This is a genomic window from Salinispira sp., from assembly GCF_059431795.1.
Window position 1 is genome coordinate 257,002 of record NZ_JBXWXS010000031.1, and the last position, 18,787, is coordinate 275,788.

15 protein-coding genes and 1 riboswitch are annotated in these 18,787 nt (G+C 50.8%); of the genes, 4 read left to right on the forward strand and 11 right to left on the reverse strand.

The genetic code is table 11. The features are described from left to right. Position 1 precedes the first annotated feature (1 nt). From AC52PS_RS11065 to AC52PS_RS11095, 7 genes are all read right to left on the reverse strand, one after another. Positions 2–601: an anaerobic ribonucleoside-triphosphate reductase activating protein gene (locus AC52PS_RS11065; RefSeq protein ID WP_495563123.1), complete on the reverse strand. Its 600-nt coding sequence runs from the start codon at positions 599–601 to the stop codon at positions 2–4. Then, positions 594–2,792, reverse strand: coding sequence for a ribonucleoside triphosphate reductase (locus tag AC52PS_RS11070; protein WP_495563124.1), 2,199 nt, complete (start codon positions 2,790–2,792; stop codon positions 594–596). Before AC52PS_RS11070 ends, AC52PS_RS11065 begins: the two co-directional genes overlap by 8 nt. Before the next feature lie 27 nt (positions 2,793–2,819). After that, positions 2,820–3,815, reverse strand: a complete 996-nt coding sequence (locus tag AC52PS_RS11075; RefSeq protein WP_495563125.1) for a ribonucleotide-diphosphate reductase subunit beta — start codon at positions 3,813–3,815, stop codon at positions 2,820–2,822. 27 nt (positions 3,816–3,842) lie between these two features. Then, positions 3,843–6,371 carry a ribonucleoside-diphosphate reductase subunit alpha gene (locus AC52PS_RS11080; protein WP_495563126.1) on the reverse strand — a complete coding sequence of 843 codons (2,529 nt, stop codon included), beginning with the start codon at positions 6,369–6,371 and terminating at the stop codon, positions 3,843–3,845. Between the two features lie 134 nt (positions 6,372–6,505). Beyond that, positions 6,506–6,690: riboswitch (cobalamin riboswitch) on the reverse strand. A gap of 227 nt (positions 6,691–6,917) precedes the next feature. Further along, positions 6,918–7,103, reverse strand: coding sequence for a YjfB family protein (locus AC52PS_RS11085; RefSeq protein ID WP_495563127.1), 186 nt, complete (start codon positions 7,101–7,103; stop codon positions 6,918–6,920). A gap of 87 nt (positions 7,104–7,190) precedes the next feature. Then, positions 7,191–8,600, reverse strand: a complete 1,410-nt coding sequence (locus AC52PS_RS11090; protein WP_495563128.1) for a glycoside-pentoside-hexuronide (GPH):cation symporter — start codon at positions 8,598–8,600, stop codon at positions 7,191–7,193. 174 nt (positions 8,601–8,774) lie between these two features. Then, positions 8,775–10,889, reverse strand: a complete 2,115-nt coding sequence (locus tag AC52PS_RS11095; protein WP_495563129.1) for an alpha-amylase domain-containing protein — start codon at positions 10,887–10,889, stop codon at positions 8,775–8,777. Positions 10,890–11,159: 270 nt separating this feature from the next. On the opposite strand from AC52PS_RS11095, the gene AC52PS_RS11100 reads away from it, so the two are divergent. The 3 genes from AC52PS_RS11100 (at position 11,160) to AC52PS_RS11110 (ending at position 13,836) form a co-directional block, all read left to right on the forward strand. Further along, positions 11,160–11,942 carry a nitrilase-related carbon-nitrogen hydrolase gene (locus AC52PS_RS11100; RefSeq protein WP_495563130.1) on the forward strand — a complete coding sequence of 261 codons (783 nt, stop codon included), beginning with the start codon at positions 11,160–11,162 and terminating at the stop codon, positions 11,940–11,942. Between the two features lie 83 nt (positions 11,943–12,025). Next, entirely contained in the window at positions 12,026–12,844 is an 819-nt protein-coding gene (locus AC52PS_RS11105; RefSeq protein ID WP_495563131.1) for an acyl-[acyl-carrier-protein] thioesterase, read from the forward strand. 149 nt (positions 12,845–12,993) lie between these two features. Further along, positions 12,994–13,836: an MBL fold metallo-hydrolase gene (locus tag AC52PS_RS11110; RefSeq protein WP_495563132.1), complete on the forward strand. Its 843-nt coding sequence runs from the start codon at positions 12,994–12,996 to the stop codon at positions 13,834–13,836. Here AC52PS_RS11110 and AC52PS_RS11115 read toward each other — a convergent pair. Next, complete coding sequence (locus AC52PS_RS11115) at positions 13,833–14,939, reverse strand: diacylglycerol/lipid kinase family protein (protein WP_495563133.1); 1,107 nt, start codon at positions 14,937–14,939, stop codon at positions 13,833–13,835. The genes AC52PS_RS11110 and AC52PS_RS11115 overlap by 4 nt on opposite strands. 24 nt (positions 14,940–14,963) lie before the next feature. After that, the gene (locus AC52PS_RS11120) at positions 14,964–15,713 is read right to left on the reverse strand and encodes an HAD family hydrolase (protein WP_495563134.1); all 750 of its coding nucleotides are present in this window, start codon (positions 15,711–15,713) and stop codon (positions 14,964–14,966) included. Positions 15,714–15,743: 30 nt separating this feature from the next. Between AC52PS_RS11120 and AC52PS_RS11125 the strand changes: the two genes are divergently transcribed. Next, positions 15,744–16,775, forward strand: coding sequence for a DUF6765 family protein (locus tag AC52PS_RS11125; protein ID WP_495563135.1), 1,032 nt, complete (start codon positions 15,744–15,746; stop codon positions 16,773–16,775). Positions 16,776–16,893: 118 nt separating this feature from the next. Here AC52PS_RS11125 and cyaB read toward each other — a convergent pair whose 3' ends face one another. Both cyaB and purU read right to left on the reverse strand, forming a co-directional pair. After that, positions 16,894–17,442, reverse strand: coding sequence for a class IV adenylate cyclase (gene cyaB / locus AC52PS_RS11130; RefSeq protein WP_495563136.1), 549 nt, complete (start codon positions 17,440–17,442; stop codon positions 16,894–16,896). 26 nt (positions 17,443–17,468) lie between these two features. Then, on the reverse strand, positions 17,469–18,335 hold the full coding sequence (gene purU / locus AC52PS_RS11135) for a formyltetrahydrofolate deformylase (protein ID WP_495563137.1): 867 nt from the start codon (positions 18,333–18,335) through the stop codon (positions 17,469–17,471). Positions 18,336–18,787: the final 452 nt, after the last annotated feature.

Below are 18,787 nucleotides of genomic sequence, written 5' to 3' on the forward strand. Positions count from 1 at the left end.
TTCAGCCGCTTTTCAGCGGGTTATGTCTCCAGGTTTCTCCAGGAAGGATCATTTCACCAATCAGTTTTATATCCTCGGGGGTGACGATCTCCGGGTCCATTACCGTTCGAAACTCATAATCTCCATTCCCTGCGGCTTTCCACCTTCTCAACAAATTCATGGATTGTGAAACCGCAGTTTCTGAATCCCTGGAGGCTCCAACCAGGTAATAGTTATGCAATCCTGTTTTGATGTCCATGGCAACATATTTGACAGCCCGGTGCTGTAACACGGTTTCAAGGGCATGGGGCAGCACCCCCGAGGTGTCGATTTTTACCTGGAGACCGATATTGTGGAGTGTATCCAACAACACCATGAGGTCTTGGTGAACCAGCGGCTCCCCCCCCGAAACCACCACATAACGAATGCAATCCCCTCTCGCCCTCAGAAGATCAAAAACCTCTTCTGCAGGCAGGAATGAATCCGGGGGCATATATGAGATCAGTTCACGGTTGTGGCAATAAGGACAGCATAGAGGGCAGCCGGCGGTAAATATCACCGATGCTACCTTCCCCGGAAAATCGATCAAACTGGTTTTCTGGATTCCCAGACGCTCAAGCATTTCCAGGTACCGTTTGAGTCGGGCGAACCGTACCTGAATAATTCCGAAGGGCGTCCCGGATTGCAGGCAGCTGCCTGCGAATTGTCCCGGCGTCACTCCCCCGCCATAGCTGTACACCTTGAGAGTCTTTCAGAATGAGGGTTGGAACAGTTGAAATCCCCTCCTTCAATGCATGAGCGGTTCCCTCAGCAGATGCTGCATCCACGGCATTGTACTCGATACCTGCTTCCCTGAGCAGGGATTTCACCTCAGGGCAACGGCTGCAGCTTGGTGTTTGAAACAGAAAAAGCTTCAGCTCTTCTGATGATGTTCCGGCCACGGTATTCGAAAGTTCAGGAGATTTTTCTGAATACGTTCGTTGACTTTCGGAACTTTTCTGCTGGTCCGGGTCACGCCGTTCCCGGATGGTTGCGCCGATTGCAGCGGTTTCATACTCTCTTCGTTCCCTGAACTCCTGTTTTTTTCCGGCATTCCAGTTTTTCAGCGAACGGTAATATCCCACAATCCGGCTGTAAACCTCTGTTTCTCTCTGGCAGACCGGACATTCTGCCCTTTCACCATCCAGATACCCGTGTTCAGAGCACACAGAAAACGTGGGTGAGATGGTGAAATAGGGCAATGAGTAATTTTCAGCTATGGTCTTTATCAGCTGGGCACAGGACCGCCAATCCTGGATGCTTTCCCCCAGAAAGCCGTGAAAAACGGTCCCCCCGGTGTATCTGGTCTGAAGCTCATCCTGGGCATCCAGCGCATCGAAAATATCCCTGCTGCCGTCCACCGGAAGCTGGCTTGAGTTGGTGTAGTACGGGTTCTCTACGGTACCCCCGGTGCGGATTCCGGGATGGTTTTTCACATCATGGAGGGCCAAGCGGTAGGAAGCCCCTTCTGCTGGACTGGCCTCCAGATTATACAAATTTCCGGTGCGTTCCTGATATGCGGACAGGCGCAGACGCATATGGTCGAGAATTTCCACTGCGAATTCCCTGGCCCGGGGGTGGGTAAGGTCTTTTCCGTCGAAATTCAGCATTGCCTCATTCATTCCGCATATTCCGATGGTAGCGAAATGATTATCCAGACTCTGCAGGTACCTCCGGGTATACGGAAACAGTCCCTGATCCATGAGGCCGTTCACGACATCCCGTTTGGTTTCCAGACTTCGACACGCCAAATCCATAAGATAGTCAAGGCGGAAAAAAAACTCACGTCTTCCGGATGAAAGATGTGCTATTTGTGGCAGATTGATGGTGACAACTCCGATGGATCCGGTAAACTCATCACTACCGAACAGCCCCCCTCCCCGTTTCCGGAGTTCGCGTTTATCCAGCTGAAGCCGGCAGCACATGGAGCGCACATCCTCCGGATTCAGATCGGAGTTGATGAAATTCTGAAAGTACGGCGTACCGTATTTGCCGGTCATTTCAAATAATAGAGCGGCATTCTCTCCTTCCCACTGAAAATCACGGGTAATATTGTATGTGGGGATTGGATACTGAAAGCCCCGCCCCGAGGCATCTCCCTGAATCATCAATTCGATGAAGGCCTTGTTGATCATATCCATCTCCGGCTGGAGTTCACCGTAGCAAAATTCCATTTCGCGTTCCCCAACCACTGCCTTCAAGCCTGCCATATCTTTTGGTACGCTCCAGTCCATGGTGATGTTGGTAAACGGCGCCTGACTGCCCCATCTGCTGGGGGTGTTCACCCCGAAGATGAAACTCTGAAGTGTCTGCTTAACCTCCTGGTATCCTAACCCGTCAGCCCGGACAAATGCGGATAGATATGTATCAAAACTTGAAAATGCCTGAGCACCCGCCCACTCATTCTGCATAATCCCCAGAAAATTCACCATCTGCTGCACCAGGGTATTGAGATGCCTGGCAGGGGCGGATGAAATTTTTCCCTCCACCCCCCCAAGGCCCTCGCTGATCAGCTGACGAAGGGACCATCCAGCGCAATATCCGGCGAACATGGATAAATCGTGAATGTGCATGGCGGCCCTCTTATGGGCATCGGCTATCTCTTGACTATACACGTTGTTCAGCCAGTAATTGGCGGTGACTGCACCGGAATTGTGGAGAATCAGACCTCCCAGACTGTAATTTACATTGGCATTTTCCTGCACCCGCCAGTCCGACATGCCGAGGTACCCTTCCATGGTTTGTTTCACATCAAGTAGGTTATTCTGTTTCATTGTAAGCTCCTGTGGTTCTGATACGGACTAATCATCCCAATCCAGATTTCCTGCTATCTGATATTCGGTGACCCGTGTTTCGAAAAAATTCTTTTCCTTGGCCAGGTCTGTTGACTGGCTCATCCATGGAAAGGGATTTTCACGATGGTACATTTTTTTAAGGTGAATGCGTTCCAGCCTGCGGTCCGCTATGTGCTCAACATAGTCACAGAACTGTTGGGAATTGAATCCTAAAATACCATCGGGACATGCATCTCGTGCATAGATTTTTTCAAGTTCCACCGCTCTGCCAATGAGATCACGGATTTCCTCCTTGAAATCGGCAGTCCACACCTGGGGGTTTTCCGCAACGATGGTATTTATCAGATCTGCCCCGAACGCAAGATGCAGGCTCTCATCTCTCATGATGTATTCAAACTGCTCCCCGATCCCCACCATTTTTTTCAGACGCTTCATGGCAAGCATCATTGCAAATCCCGCATAAAAGAAGATTCCTTCCATTATTACGTAATACCCGATAAGGTCATGGATAAAGCGGCGGATATTCCCCTCACCCCGGGTGGAAAACCCCGGGTCAAGTAATCCTTCTGTGAGGGAAATGACAAAATGATCCTTTTGCCGAATGGAGGGGATGCGCTCATACATCCCGTACAGATCATGGGGATCAAGTCCCAGTGAGTCGCAGCAATAGATAAATGTATCGGTGTGCACGGCCTCTTCGTAAGCCTGCCTCAAGAGATACTGCCGGCATTCGGGATTTGTCACATGATGATACACGCTGAGGACAATATTATTGGCTGTGAGACTTTCTGCAGTGCTGAAAAATCCGAGATTCCACAGAATCAGCCGTCTTTCCCCGTCACTGAGACGGCCGGATTTCCACATCTCGATGTCGTCCTGCATGGGAATCTCTTCAGGAACCCAGTTGTTGGCAACTCCGTCTTTATAATGCTTTCTAGCCCAGTCATAGGTCATGGGCAGAATTTTATTGGGGTCTGTGGTGTTATTATTGATAATTGCCATGTTCTAACTCCTTCAGGTTGGAAAATTTCATTGGCAGGCCTCGCAGTCAGGATCCAGAAGGCTACAGATATCAGAACCCGGAGATGCCACCTCAGTCTCACGGCGCTTCTGAGTGTAGCCGTACGTACCGGCATCCAAGGTGGACTTCTCAATTCCGCTGACCCCGAGGGTGCGCAGGTAGTACGTCGTTTTCAGCCCCTTTCGCCATGCCAGCCGGTAAAGTGCGTCCAGCTTCTTACCGGAACTCCCGCGCATAAACACATTGTGACTCTGGCTCTGATCAATCCACTTGGATCTGCGGGCCGTGCATTCAAGCAGTACCCCCGGGTCAATTTCAAAGGCCTCAAGATATCTTCTGCGGATGTATAGGGGAATCCGGGTTATCTGCTGAATGGAACCTTCGTAATATTTCAGCAGCTCTCGCATCTCCTTGTCCCACAGTCCGAGGGATCGAAGTTCATTGAATAGATACCTATTGATAACGGTGAACTCGCCGGACATATTGCTCTTCACATACAGATTTTTATAAGCGGGTTCTATGCATGGATAGGTTCCGGCAATGTTGGATATGGTGGCCGTGGGCGCCACAGCCATCAGATTGGAATTCCTCATACCGTGCCGCCGAATGAGTTCTCTGGGTTCTGACCAGTCCAAACGTCCTCCTCTGGGCACATCCACCGGAACGCCTCTCTCCTTCTCCAGGATCTCAATACTGTCCTGAGGGAGAATTCCCCTGTCCCATTTACTGCCTGGAAAGCTTTCATAGCATCCCCGCTCCGCTGCCAGCAGCGCACTCGCCCGGATTGCATGCCAGGAGATTACCTCCATGGAACTGTCGGCAAATTCAATGGCAGCGGAATCATGGAACCCCAGATTCTGGATGAAAAGGGAATCCTGAAATCCCAGAACACCCAGCCCCACCGGACGATGTCGCAGGTTTGAAGCTGCTGCTTCATCTGTCGGGTAAAAATTAATATCGATCACATTATCCAGCATGCGTACCGCTGCGGTCACCGTTTCACCCACAGCAGCCGTATCCAGTCCGGTCTTTTCATCGGTATGGATTGCAAGATTAATACTTCCCAGATTGCACACTGCAGTTTCGTCGGGACCATTATTCAGGGTGATTTCTGTGCACAAGTTTGAGTTATGGATAACACCGTCATGGTCTTGGGGACTGCGGATATTTGAAGGGTCTTTGAAGGTGATCCAGGGGTGCCCGGTCTCGAAAAGTCGTGTGAGCATTTTACGCCACAATTTTTCGGCATCAATTTGCTTAAAAAGTCTGATCTCCCCCCTGGAAGCCGCTTTCTCATACTCTTCGTATTTTTTCCGGAATTCAGATCCGTACAGCTCATGCAGTTCAGGAGTTTCATCAGGGGAAAACAGGGTCCAATGCTGCGCATTTTCCACCCGCTTCATAAACAGATCCGGTATCCAATTTGCGGTATTCATATCCGGGGTTCGTCGCCGATCATCTCCGGTATTCCTCTTAAGATCAAGAAAATCCTCTATATCGTAATGCCAGGTCTCCAGATACGCGCAGCTTGCGCCTCGCCGCTTCCCGGATCGGTTAATGGCAACGGTTACATCATTCGCAATCCGTAAAAATGGGATTACTCCCTGGGACTGTACCCGGGTGCTTTTAATGAGTGCACCGGTGCCTCTCACTGGAGTCCAGTCGTTACCGATTCCTCCGGACCACTTGGATAATGCAGCATTATCTCCCATCACTTTGAAAATATGGCTAAGATCATCCTGAACCGTCGAGAGGTAGCAACTGGAAAGCTGGGGATGACTGAGACCCGAATGAAACAGGGTGGGTGTTGAAGGAATAAAACGAAGCGTAGATATGATATGATAAAACTCGACGGCCCTCCTTTCCGGCTCATCTTCACGTATCGAAAGCCCCATTGCCACACGCATCCAGAATGCCTGGATGCTTTCCAGTACATCATCGCCATCACGAAGCAGATACCGCTCATTCAGGGTCTCACATCCTATATAGCGGATGTTCCCATCCCGTTCAGGTTTCAACTCTTCCGATAAACGCCGAGCATCAAAATTTCCGAGACGGTGGTCAAGAATGCCGTTCTTCAGGCCTCGATGTAAATTCCATACGAAGCGTTCCCGGTATTCCCGTTCAAAGCCTGGTTTTCCGGCTTCCCGGGATAACAGTCTCCGGTAGTGAATTTGCCTCAACAGAAGAGCGGCCAGCTCATCGTAGTTGGGATCTACTTCTATGAGACTTGCGGCTGTCTGTACACAGAGTTTCAAAATCTCTTCCGGAGCGGTATCTTTTTGTGCACTTTTTTGCACCATTCGGGTCATACCCGTCAGATCCAGACGGGCAGATTCCTCGAGATTGAGTAAATCACGCTGACCGGAAAGGTATTCTTCCAGATCACTGAGCCGGGGACTCTGAACCGGGGCTGAATTTCCCCCGGCGTCAGTGGATTTTACTTCTCCTCCATCCCGGGATTTCAAATTTCCAGGTACAGAGGAGTTCTCAGTGCCCTCATCCGTGGGGGCATATATAGAATATTGAGTTTGCATTGTTTTGATCCTATTCATTTCATCTTGCGAATACGGACATGAACCTGCGCCGGTATGTGGCCGTTCTGGTGTTCAGAGATGATTGAAAATTGGATCTAGGGAAATGCAGTGAGTGCACAATTCATGAAGAACCTCCCGTTCGAGTAGTTCAGGCAGGTCTCCTGGCTTTGCATCATCCTACTTTCCGGCCTTCCCGGTTTCCCAGTGGCACACTTGGATTTCGTCAGCATTACAGTAGCGGGGGCTGCGCCGGATTTTCACCGGTCTTCCGCCGGACACAAAAACAGCGTCCGGCATTACCTGATAGAACAAGCTTTCCACAGTTCAGTTGATTATGCAAGTATATATAGTGTTTTTTTCTACGGTTTTCTAAATAAAACACTATATGGAGTGGTTGTCATTGATTTTTTTAGTAGACAGTTTCAAAGCGTAAGCCCACGTAAAACAGATGTGCGGTGAGAATAATGGGAGCACTATTCAAAAACATCGAGTAGTTTGGAGAAAACAGATTTTAGAGAAGAGGTAATTCAGTGCCTGCGGAGAAATTCAGGCCTTCACATCCACAAGATTTCCCACCATGGGGTCCTTGAACTCCATCATCTGTATTAACTGTTCAGCCTGAGCTTCGGCACTGTCCAGGGAGCTGTCGAGAATGTTCACCGCAGCTTCCTGACGTACCTGCTGGTTACTCATGGCCGTACTCATTTCCGGAATATTTGTTATTGCACTCATATATATAAATATATCTTCGGGAGCAACAATTGTCCAACTCCCGCAAATATTTTTCTCCGTATTATTTCCTTCAGCTCTTGCAGCTGATTATTCCTGACTCTCGCTGTCCGGCCGCTGATTTGAATCTGCGGCATTGAGGTTTAAGTCGCCCCGTTTTTCCAGATCGCTGATAATTTCAGCGTAGTATTCCTCGCTGATTTTATACTTTTTCAGGTAGATAATGTAGCCGGCCACAATGAGAATCAGCGGGAGAACCATCATGGCTACTTTCATCATGAGCAACCCCTGTGCACTCACATCAGAGGCGGTCTGGGCATCATTTATTCCGGAAATAATAATGGTGGCCCCTACCACCCCTGAGGCCGCTGCGCCTCCGATCTTGTTAATGAAGGGCTGGAGTGCAAAAGTGACACTTTCATTTCGCCGCCCGAGTTTCCGCTGACCGTACTCAATAGTATCTGAGAGAAACAAGAGCATCAGCAGCTGAATAAACGCCTGGCCTACAAAGAGGAGAATACCCGCCGCTCCGATATAGATCATATTCATGGGTGCGAAGAAGAATACCACGTAGCCCAGGAGCACCAGAACCGTTGCGATGCTGTAGAAGCGCCGTCGGGGTATGCGCTTACTAATCAGGGGAAAGATCAGCAGAGCGGTAATCTGGCTCACACCCAGCACCAGGGCAAAAATGGAGTACATGCTCTCATTGCCGTAGGCGTATTTGAAAAAATAGAGGCCGAAGCTGGTGGTGGTCACATAGCCGATCATAAACAGCGAGTAGGAGACGGCGGTAAACAGAAGCTGGTCGTTCTTGAAGATTGCTTCCAGCAGTCCTTTCAGGGTGGTGTGCTGATAATTTTGAAACATGGAGCGGGGTTCCCGCACCCCGAACACGGTAATACTCTGACCTGCGATCAGTATTCCCGCGATAATCAATGCGAACACAAAATACGCCTGTTTCATGCTGCCCAGGCTTTCTCCCAGGGCAGTGGTTACCGGAACAATTCCCACCACCACTGCGAACAACCCCAGGTTTGCGCATATTCGTGCGAAAGCCCCAAGCTTTTCCCGCTCATTCTGACTCACAGAGAGCGAGGGCAGCATGGACCAGTAGGAAATATCATTGGCCGTATAGGTAATTCCCCAGAAGAGGTAAATGACCGCAAAGGAGACCGTATACGCCGTTCCCCGGAATCCGAAGTCGGTAAACAGCAGCACGGTAAACAGCGCCGAACTGACCGCCCCGAAACTGATCCAGGGCTTGAATTTCCCCCAGCGTGTACGGGTGTTATCCACAATAATTCCCATTAACGGATCGTTCATGGCATCAAAAATGCGGGCTCCCACAATGATGGTGGTTATCCAGCCCAGGGCACTGTTGCTCAGTTGAAGAATATCCGACAAATAAAAAATCAGATACATGCTTACCAGGGAATAGACCATATCCCTGCCGATGGTGCCCAAACCGTAGGTGAACCTGTTCAGATTCGATTTCATACCCTGCTCTCCCCCATGATGCTCATGCGTCGGACCGATGCCGCATTTACGACTCTACCCTGATTTTCCCGATTTCGCCACAAAAAAGACGCCCGGCGTGGTACCGGACGTCTTTCGTATAATTGCCGCAGGCCGGCCGTTCATAACGAACCGGACCTGAGCAGGTGTGCATGTCTATGGTCTGAGTTCATACACTTGCGAATCTTGGGGGAGAACGTACAGATCACCCTGCTGACCGCTGTATTCCCGGTTCACACCGTCCCAGCTGCCGTTGCTGTTGGTGAAGCAGAACATGAAACTGGATGGGGCATTTTCCAGGGTTGCGGACCACCAGTGGCGGTCGTTATAAAACCCGTCGTAGCTCATGCTGATATTTTCACTCAGCCCGTCCCAGGGATGAATGATATATTCTGAGGCATATTCGTACTCGGCATAATGTATAGTCACGCTGCCCGTGCCGCCGTCACCGATTTTTTCAACGGTGATATCTTTGCCCGCATCATCGAAGCTGATTGCGTACTCGCCTGAACCTTCAGTGATCAGATAATCTTCCTGGGGATAGCTTTCGGTCCAGTCCCCGTAGCGGTCGATCTTGAAACGGGGGTTGTCGCCGCCGAACACCGCGCTGAATTCCCAAAGGCCTGTATCGGCGTTTTTCACCATATCGGAGGTGGCCCAGGAGTTGGGGGTTCCGCGGAAATACGCCTGGCTCCAGCCTGCGGGAGGCGGAGGGTTCTGATCCGCCACGGGCACCCAGATTGACCATCCGTTTCCTTCGCTGATATTTACCGGGAAGTTTCCATAGCCCGATGCGTCGGTTACAACAGTTCCGCTCACATTTCCTGTGTAATCGTAAAATTCAGTATTCGGCTGATGGGAGTTGATGGCAAAACTCTCCTGAATTCCCCAGTCCCGTCCGGAGAGGAGCATGACCAGTCCGGTTCCCGGTACAGAGTCCAGACCTTCCCTAACGTAGCTGTACACCGCTTCGGTGTTTGCGCTTTGCTCATGTCCTGTTCCGTAGGCGAAATAGCGGCGGGCTTCAATGAGGGTGTCCAGGGTCGGCGCCATGCCGAACTCTTCATAGTCCCGGGCAAACACGGTGGGTACGCCCTGCTCTTTCATGAGAATGTAGGCATAGGCCTGATTCTTATAGTTTACTACCTGGGGATTTCCGTAAGGATTTCCTTCCCGGCTGGTGTCGTGATTATCAACAAAGGTTACTGCCTGTGATCCTTTGTCGCTGTTCACCAAGCCGCCCCACCAGCGCATATCTTTATTTCCGCTGCTGAGACTCACAAAATCTTCCCTCAAGGCAAAGTCAAAGGCACTGAGATGACCGGTACCCACATGGTCCAGGTATCCGCCCACATCGCCTACCCAGGCTTCACCCACAAAAAACACATCCTTGTCGGTAACCGCCTGCACATAATTCACCCAGTCCCGGGTAAAATCGCTGTCCACGTGAGCAACCGCATCCATACGGAATCCGTCGAAGCCCACATCTTCAATAATCCACTCACCCCAGGCTTTCATTTCATCGGCAACTTCCGGCCGGTTGTGGTCCACGTCGTTGCCCATCAGGTAGGGCCAGTGATAGTTATTGCCCCAGTACTTGCCGGGGAACAGCTGTCCGTCTATGCCATTGAAGGCTGTCCAATCCCAGTCAAAGTCATGGTACAGGCTTCCCCAAGCCTCAGGGGTGTAGTATACGTCCCGTCCGTTCAGGTCGAAGTCGCTCCACACATCGCCGAATCCGTCGATGTACTGTTGCCGGTCTGCACCCATTCGGTGATTGAACACCACATCGAAATATGCGTCAATTCCCATACTATCCAAAGCCTGCAGGGCATCATCCAGTTCGCTCCTGGTGCCGTATCGTGTGGGGACGGTGCCTTTCTGGTCAAATTCGCCCAGGTCCCAGAAGTCGTACACGTCGTAGCCCACGCTGTAGGTTCCCGAGAACCCTTTTGCCGCAGGTGGCAGCCACATATCGGTAATCCCCGCTTCCGCCAAAGGTGCCGCCATATCCTCCAGCTGTGTCCAGAGTCCTGGGTAAGCATCCCAGTAAAATGCCTGGTAAATTGTGGGGTTCACCTCATAGACAGGAATCTCCGGAAGATCTCCGCCCTCCACGTTCCGGCTGAGAGGCTCAAGCTCAGAGGCGGGACTGTTTCCGCCCTCATTTAATACCACATTGCTGCATGAAACCAATGCTGCGGCCATTATGCCAAACAGCATTATTTTGAATACTACTGCGAATTTACGCCCTTGATGTTTCGGGTGCATTACTCCTCCTGAAAAAGCTGAAAAACCAAACATGCGGCCCACAAAAATTGGATAGCTGTTTCTATCTGCCTACACCGCTTACGTCCCCCCTGTACCCGGTGTATGAACCGAAAATGGAAACCTTTCCAGATCCGGCCCTAGCTCTGCGGTCCCCAAAACCGCAGTGGGGTTCTGATAATTTTACTACAGAAAACCATATCCGCAAGGAAAAATATCTCCAACTCCTTGAAGCACAAGGATTTGGATAGTACTATATTTTTGGAGGTAGCAATGAAACTTTGCATGGTTCAATTTCAACCCCATTGGCTGAATCCCGAAGAAAATTTTCCCGCCCTTGTCCGCATCTCCGATCGGCTTCCCGGGGACTGTGATCTCATCATTTTCCCGGAAATGTGCACCTCCGGCTTCGGAATGGACCCCGAGATTTTCACAGCTGAAGTTCAGAAACGGGCCGTGCAGACGTTCTCAAATGCGGCATCTGCCTGCGATTCAGCCCTTATTGCCGGTACGGTTGAATCAACAGGGGGTCATTTTTTTAATTCAGCCCTGTTCATGAACCCCCGGGGGAAGCGAATCGGAGATTATAAGAAAATTCATCCGTTCAGCTATGTGAACGAACAGGACCACTTTGCCGCTGGGACCGCAAGCGGTGAAATATTCACATATAAAGATTTGCGGATCAGTCCGGGAATCTGCTATGACCTCCGTTTTCCGGAAATGTTCCGGGTGAATGCCGTCCGGAGCAATCTCATAGTTATTATTGCCAACTGGCCCGTCTCCAGGATCAGCCATTGGAAGGCATTAATTACCGCCAGGGCTGTGGAGAACCAGTGCTTTGTTGCCGCTGTTAACCGCCTGGGCACAGACGGCAACGGCGTTGTCTACTCCGGAGAATCCATGATTGCAGCCCCTGACGGCAGAACCATCCCTTTAAACGGGAATCCCCGTGAAGATGAAGTGCTCACCGCAGAGATCGATCTGAATGAAGTTGAAACCATTCGTCAAAAATTCCGGTTTCTTCCGGATATGCGCCACAGCATAACGTTGAACTGACCGGAGTTTTCCCCAGCAGGGATTATCTGTCCCATAGTCAGATTTACATACTCAGATAACCGACCGAAATCAAGGAGACTTACATGAAATTCAGCAGGGAATATACGGTGCGGGGTTTTGAAATTGATGAGAACTACTGTCTCAAACCCTACCACATAGCCTCCTATTTTCAGGATACCATGGCTCAAAATTTTGCGGATCATATGTTGGCGGCCTATGATCTGCAGAAGCAGGGCCGCACCTGGGTGCTCAGCGATGTATGCATCGATTTTCAGCATCATATGCCCCGATGGCGCAGCACAGTCACCGTGGAAACCTGGGTAAGCAGCATCCGGGGATTCCGCCTGAGCATAGATTTCCGGGTATATGACGATCGGGACATTTCCATTGCCCAGGGAAGCAGCAGCTGGGTCATTGTACGAACTCCGGGAAATAAACCGGAGAAAATCGCAGCCTACGCCGCAAAACTTGGCGAACCCCACTCCCCCCTGTATCCGGGTTATAGATTTCATGAGCCCTCGCTGGAACACGCCCCATCTCCGCTGGCCTACGGTGACTGCGGTCTGAGGCATCCCTGGGAGGAAGGGCAAAAAGCCTGGAGCATCTGCCAGCCCATCCGCTCCTATGACATAGACTTCAACGGCCACGTAAGCAATATCCGCTATATCGCCGGAGGGGTGGAAGCCATTCCCTCTGAGCTTCGCTCCCGGTTTCAACCGGTCAGTTTCCGGATAAAATACCTGCGGGAGGCGGTCCTGGATCAGGTCCTGGTGTCCCAGGTTCGAACTGTACGTGAGGATTCAGATGGGATTGAGTTTCATCATATTCTCCAAGAGTGCGGCGGGGAGGCTGAATTTTCTCGCATGGTCTCCCTTTGGAAAGAGCGGGAAATACGCGAATAATCATTCACTTATTGGCGTTTTTTCTGGAAAGCCGGAGCTCTCAGGTGTATATTGTTCATAAGGTATAATCGAATTTAATAAATTATACATTTACTTGATATGTCTTATAGATTTATACTGTGCAGTAATACATAAGAAAGGAATCGTTTTTGCAAATACGGGAACTGGAAGGTACGCTTCAACTGCAGAATGATGGTCAGCTGACTGTTTTCCCTGTGGGTACGGGAAGTGCATTTACAAAGAAAAATTATCAGAACAATTATCTCTTAATTAAGGGCGATGGGCACATTATGATCGACTGCGGTACACGTGCGCCTGAAGCTCTGTATCAGCTGGGGCATGGGGTAACCGATATCAAAAATTTCCTCATCACCCACTCCCATGCTGACCACATTGGAGGGCTGGAAGAAGCCATCCTCTTGGGTCGGTATGTGAAAAAACAAAAACCCCATATTGTGATCACCCCCAAATATGAAAAGCTCCTTTGGAACGACAGTCTTAAAGGCGGCTCCGCATGGAACGAATCCAAGAAACACGGATTTCTGGGCTTTGAAGATTTTTTTGTTCCCCATCATCCGAAAAAATACCGGGGTCTGGACCGGGATGCTTGGGAAATCGATTATGCGGGTTTCAACCTCATTCTCTTTCGAACCATGCATTACCCGGACAGCGCGGAAAGCTGGAAAGACAGCGCGTACAGCACCGGATTAATTATCGACAGGAAAATTCTGTTCAGCGGCGATACCCGCTTTGACCGGAGCATGGTGGAAACCATCACGTCCCGATTTCCAATAGAACATATCTTCCACGATGTTCAGTTCTTCCCCGGCGGCGTGCACGCCCCCTTCGAAGATCTGAAAACCCTGGATCCGGAAATTAAGGCAAAAACTCTGCTCATGCACTATCCGGACAACTATAACGATTACCGGGAAACCATCCGGGAAGCGGGTTTTCACAGTTTCGTGGAAGCACACAAGTATTACGACTTTTAGGCTTCCGGATTATCCGGCAGAGAGAATACGGGAATCCCGGTGTCCACAATACGCATGTTCAAAGGAAAATCCCGGGGGTCGAGCATCTCCACCTCGCCGTCAAACTGTATAGGCACGGCACCGGGATACTCAACCCTCAAGTCATTACAGCTGTACAGGGTGACAAAATCCAGTTCGCCGTGGCGTGACTCATAGAGGGCTTTTTTCATTCTGATATTTTTTCCCAGTCCCCCCAGCCGGATTGCGCAGAGATTTTCTTCTGATGGAAGAATATTCAACCCGTGACCGTAGGTGCGGCCACCGCTCACCCCCATTGCAAGGAGCCCCAGGGGAAACCTGTGGCTGATCTGCTTCCCCTCCCCATCCTGACCTTTCACCACCACATCTCTGATACGGTAAATTCTCGGATAAAAGGGTACGGAAATATCTGTTACAAATTTATAGAAATTCCCCGGAAGGCGGTCTTTAAGATGATTCGTCAGCCGTACAATGTGTGCGTCTATGCCGATACTGGCAATATTATATGCATAGCGGAGTTTCCTGGAAGCGTAGCGAATTTCCAGCGCCCTTGAACGATGGCTGCCCCCTTCCTCCAGGAGCAGCCGCCAGGCGTCCTGGGGGGTTTTGGCATCCGCGGCATCGTTGCCCGAGCCTAAGGGAAACCGGAACAAACACACGGAAGAGGATTCAAGATCCTCATATCCTTGAAGGGCGTCCATAATTTCACGATGGGTTCCGTCTCCGCCGATGCTTACAATCATGACCTTCAAATCCGAGTGGCGTGCGGACTCGGCAATTGTGGCTGCGGTGTGCCCCGCCTGTCCGGGATATGCGCTGAGATGAAGATACAGCTCCACCTCCTCATCCCGGCACTGTTCGCTCCGGTCCTGTACCGCTTCCATGCTGCTTTCAATAAGCGTTCGGATCCCTTCCGGAAGGGATCCGGAGAAGGTTTGCCTCAAACCGGCCAGATTGAAGCCACCGGCTCCGGGGTTAATTAGCAGGTGGAATTCCCATTCAGCATGGGACAGCAGGCTGGAATGCCGCAGCACTCTGCGGAAACTCTCCTCCACATGAAAAAAATTATACCGTCGGTCACCCATATCTCGGCTCCTTGTGTGATCCAATCACTGATTTTGCTGTGAGGCACGAATAATACGGGGAAGCTCATACACATCTTCCACCCCGTCCACAAGCACGGCCCCCATCTTCCGCTCCAGGGCGGGCTGAATATCAACATGGTAGCGGTCCCCCACTGCAAGAGCATTGCAGGGATCGCTCGAACCTAGGGCAAGATCGTAGTGGGGGGATTCGGGCTTTGACCTCCCTGCGGTATCCAGCCCCACAATGCGGGAGAAGTGACGCTCCACGCCCAGGGCGTGAAGGGTGCGCCGGGCAATATCCACCGGATTATTGGTTACCGCGGCAAATACCACTGCGCCCCCCAATGACTCCCGGCTCCCGCTCTCAGGATCTCCGGGTTGCCAAAGATGATTCTCAATTGAACGCCGGCCGCAGATTGACGACAGGCTGCTCAGGGTTTCATTCAGCCGGGCATCTGGCTGAAGATAATCTTCCGGGCGAATATATTCCGAACGCCAGCGGATGCTCAGGGAAATATCCGCACCGAAATGGGTGAACGCCGTACCCAGGGAGGGTTTATTCCCTTCTGTCCCTCCGGCCTGCTCTATTCTCCAAGCCTCTATTTGTTCTCTCAGTTGTTCTCGCAGGCCGTCATCATTCTGCCTCAGATGCCGGGACAGAGCATCATAGAGCACATCGTACTGATGGGCGGCATAGCCGGGGTGGGTGTAGAGGGTGCTGTCAATATCAAAACAGATTACATCAATGGTCTGGGGAATGCTAAATATCTTCATTGGACTCCGAAAATTGTGTACATTGCTGGTATGAACCGGATTTTTCATTATTATGCAGTAAAATTCCTGGCTTTGCGAGGGGGAATTGACGAGGATAATGCGGAGATTATTGCATTTTCCAGTCAGCTGGTGGACCGCTCCCTCATCCCCGTCCAGGTTGATACCGGCGCTTCAGCGCCCTACGTCATTCAGCCCACCCACCACTTCGGATTCTGGGATAAATCCCAGGAAGATGAAGTGTGGATACCCTTCCATTTTTTTCCTTCGGGGAACGCTCCACTGGCATCGGACCGGCTTAAGGGGAAGCGGCCTGAAACAGCTGAACTGGTTATACCCAATTCCCCGCCGGCGAAGGAACTTCTCATACAAGCGCTGAAAACCCGCAACCCCTACCGGGTGGGAATCGCTCTTCACACATATGCCGACAGCTGGGCCCACCAGAATTTTCTCGGGCGGAACAGCGGCATCAACCGGATAGAGAACTTTAATCCCATTCCTCCAGCAGGGCATGCCCAGATTGGCCGGAACCCGGATATCTGGAACCTGAGCTGGCTGGATCCCCGTCTGAAACCCGAACTGCAGATTGCCGACAATTCCCGGAGATTCATGGCTGCGGCGGAAAAGATATATAAATACCTTGCCACCTACAGCAGACGGAATTTCCACGATTGGGAGCTTGTAAAGATGGAACTGGAGGAAATCCTTTCTTCCGGAAATACCGAGACCGAAGCGACGGTGGCCAATACCTTCCCAAGACCCAACGGAGTGGCAGGGGATCACCGGCTGGAGGTTGAGTTCAGGCTGAAGCTGGGGGTAGATGAGCTAGATGATGCACTGTGGTTTAACGAAGCCCTGGAGGACCTGCCCACCACACGGCTTCTGAAGCGGGGAAATACAGACCGGCTCACCGCCGCAGAACACGAAATTCGAAAGCTGCTTCAGTTTCGCAACATGCCACCAAGAAAACCCAGAGGTACTTTTGAAGAGAGCCATATGTACCGCTGGTCTGAAGCGGCGAAGGCCCAGCTTGAGGATGGGAAGAGAATTCTGAAAAACCTATAGGGAGGCCTTTGGAGCGACGGCTGGATAACTGCGAAACGAAAGTGGAACAGTAGCTGGGTGATTGTGTGACGCCCGCGGGTCAGTGCTTCCGTTTTTCTAGTTTCTGGTCTTCAGGCATTTAGTCTTCCAGAATTTGGTCTTCCAACATCTGGGTGTAGCGCCGGCTTTCCACGGCAGTTTCGGGTATTCCCAGGCTGCTGAATATGTTCTGTATTTCCTCTCTGCTTTGCTCCACCTGCTCAGCCGGAGCATTACCGGGAACCACCCGCTCAATTTCCAGGAACCAGCCCAAACCCCGGACAAGAGAAAGCTCCAGCAGGTATTCCCCATATTGGTATGCTGTGCCTTTTTTCTGTTTAGTGATTTTCAGCCGGTAGCCGGAGTTCTCCAGGAGAAAGGTAAAGTTTTCCGGGTCAGAAACCGTGAATTCCCGTTCGCTGTTGGTCTCAAGACCTTCATGGAGTTTTTTGTCCTTCATGGTGACGATGGCCGACGTGCCGTCCATCCGTAGCCGTACATCCCGGTTTCCAGCCTGTGGAATGGTCTGAGCGAAGTAGCTGTCTGATTTTTCATACGTTCTGAGTAGGGATGCGCCCATATCCAGTATGACATTGCGGGTTTGCTCAGGATTATCGACCCACGCTTTCATTTCAATTTCCGTGTTCATGCATCCCCTCCGTATGTATCCTGCTGCTAATCGAATACCACCGTTTTATTCCCGTACGGCAGGATTCGATGTTCCAGATGGAGCTTCACCGCCCGGGTGAGCACCAGCTTTTCAAGATCCCTTCCCCGGGCGACAAGATTCTTCACAGAATCCCGGTGGCTTATCCGTGCAACATCCTGAGCGATAATGGGTCCTTCATCAAGATCTGCGGTAACATAATGACTGGTAGCACCAATAATCTTCACACCTCTCCGATATGCCTGATGATATGGTTTGGCGCCGATGAATGCGGGCAAAAACGAATGGTGAATGTTAATAATTCGGTTCGGATAATGGGATACAAACTCATCGCTGAGAATCTGCATGTAGCGGGCAAGGACAATCACATCAATCTGTTCCTTCTCAAGAATCTCAAGCTGCTGCTTCTCAACCTCTGCTTTATTGGATTTGCTCACCTTCATATGATAAAACGGAATATCAAAAATATCGGCAATCCCCTGCATTTTTTCATGGTTGCCGATGACGCAGCGGATATCCGCGTGGGTCTCCCCTTCCCTGTTGCGGAGAATGAGATCATAAAGGCAATGATCATACTGGCTTACAAAAATCGCCATTCGGTGCTGCCGGGAACTGAACTCAATTCTCCAGTCCATGGAATATTTCTCGGCAATAGGATCAAATGCCGAAGCAATCTTCTCCGCCGCAATGGTGAAATCTGCAAGATCCCATTCCACCCTCATGAAAAACGTGCGGGTATCCGGGTCCGAATGCTGCTGGGAGTCCAGAATATTTCCATTGTATGTGGTAATAAAATAGCTCACCTCGGCAACAATCCCCCGGGTATCCGGACAGGATAAAAGAAGAATTGCCCTCTGGGTATCTGTATCGGCCATACGCTGCTGCTCCTATATGCGTCCCGTTTCATTATGCATCACGCTTCATCCTTACACGATCCGTTCATAAGGTATTACAAACGTCCGTTGAATCTGACGAGGAAATCTCCAGGATACAACGTCACGGGAATGCCCAGTATTGAATAAAAATCCGCGGAATGTCAATATTTATTCAGCCGCGGTATTCCCCCCGGGCAAACCGCGACCAAACATGCGGCTCCCTCCCAGCTCCTGAGAAAAAAATATTTCGGTGTCACTTTTTTGAACGGGGTTTGTTGAATTCACTATAATGCGCAGTATATTACGAACAAGTCCCCCACAGGGGACGGGAGGTAATCCATGAAACACACGAAACCAATCATAGTCGCCGCACTGGCGGTCATCACCCTGCTCAGCTTTGCAGCATGTGATGTTGTACTGGGAAGCCTGGTCAGCGGCCGGGTTGTGAATGT

Coding starts and splice junctions, on each gene's coding strand:
- AC52PS_RS11105 (WP_495563131.1), top strand. CDS start 12,026: ATGAAATTCAGCAGGGAATATACGGTGCGGGGTTTTGAAATTGATGAG.
- cyaB (WP_495563136.1), bottom strand. CDS start 17,442: ATGAACACGGAAATTGAAATGAAAGCGTGGGTCGATAATCCTGAGCAA.
- purU (WP_495563137.1), bottom strand. CDS start 18,335: ATGGCCGATACAGATACCCAGAGGGCAATTCTTCTTTTATCCTGTCCG.
- AC52PS_RS11075 (WP_495563125.1), bottom strand. CDS start 3,815: ATGGCAATTATCAATAATAACACCACAGACCCCAATAAAATTCTGCCC.
- AC52PS_RS11100 (WP_495563130.1), top strand. CDS start 11,160: ATGAAACTTTGCATGGTTCAATTTCAACCCCATTGGCTGAATCCCGAA.
- AC52PS_RS11125 (WP_495563135.1), top strand. CDS start 15,744: ATGAACCGGATTTTTCATTATTATGCAGTAAAATTCCTGGCTTTGCGA.
- AC52PS_RS11085 (WP_495563127.1), bottom strand. CDS start 7,103: ATGAGTGCAATAACAAATATTCCGGAAATGAGTACGGCCATGAGTAAC.
- AC52PS_RS11095 (WP_495563129.1), bottom strand. CDS start 10,889: ATGCACCCGAAACATCAAGGGCGTAAATTCGCAGTAGTATTCAAAATA.
- AC52PS_RS11080 (WP_495563126.1), bottom strand. CDS start 6,371: ATGCAAACTCAATATTCTATATATGCCCCCACGGATGAGGGCACTGAG.
- AC52PS_RS11065 (WP_495563123.1), bottom strand. CDS start 601: ATGCTTGAGCGTCTGGGAATCCAGAAAACCAGTTTGATCGATTTTCCG.
- AC52PS_RS11120 (WP_495563134.1), bottom strand. CDS start 15,713: ATGAAGATATTTAGCATTCCCCAGACCATTGATGTAATCTGTTTTGAT.
- AC52PS_RS11090 (WP_495563128.1), bottom strand. CDS start 8,600: ATGAAATCGAATCTGAACAGGTTCACCTACGGTTTGGGCACCATCGGC.
- AC52PS_RS11115 (WP_495563133.1), bottom strand. CDS start 14,939: ATGGGTGACCGACGGTATAATTTTTTTCATGTGGAGGAGAGTTTCCGC.
- AC52PS_RS11070 (WP_495563124.1), bottom strand. CDS start 2,792: ATGAAACAGAATAACCTACTTGATGTGAAACAAACCATGGAAGGGTAC.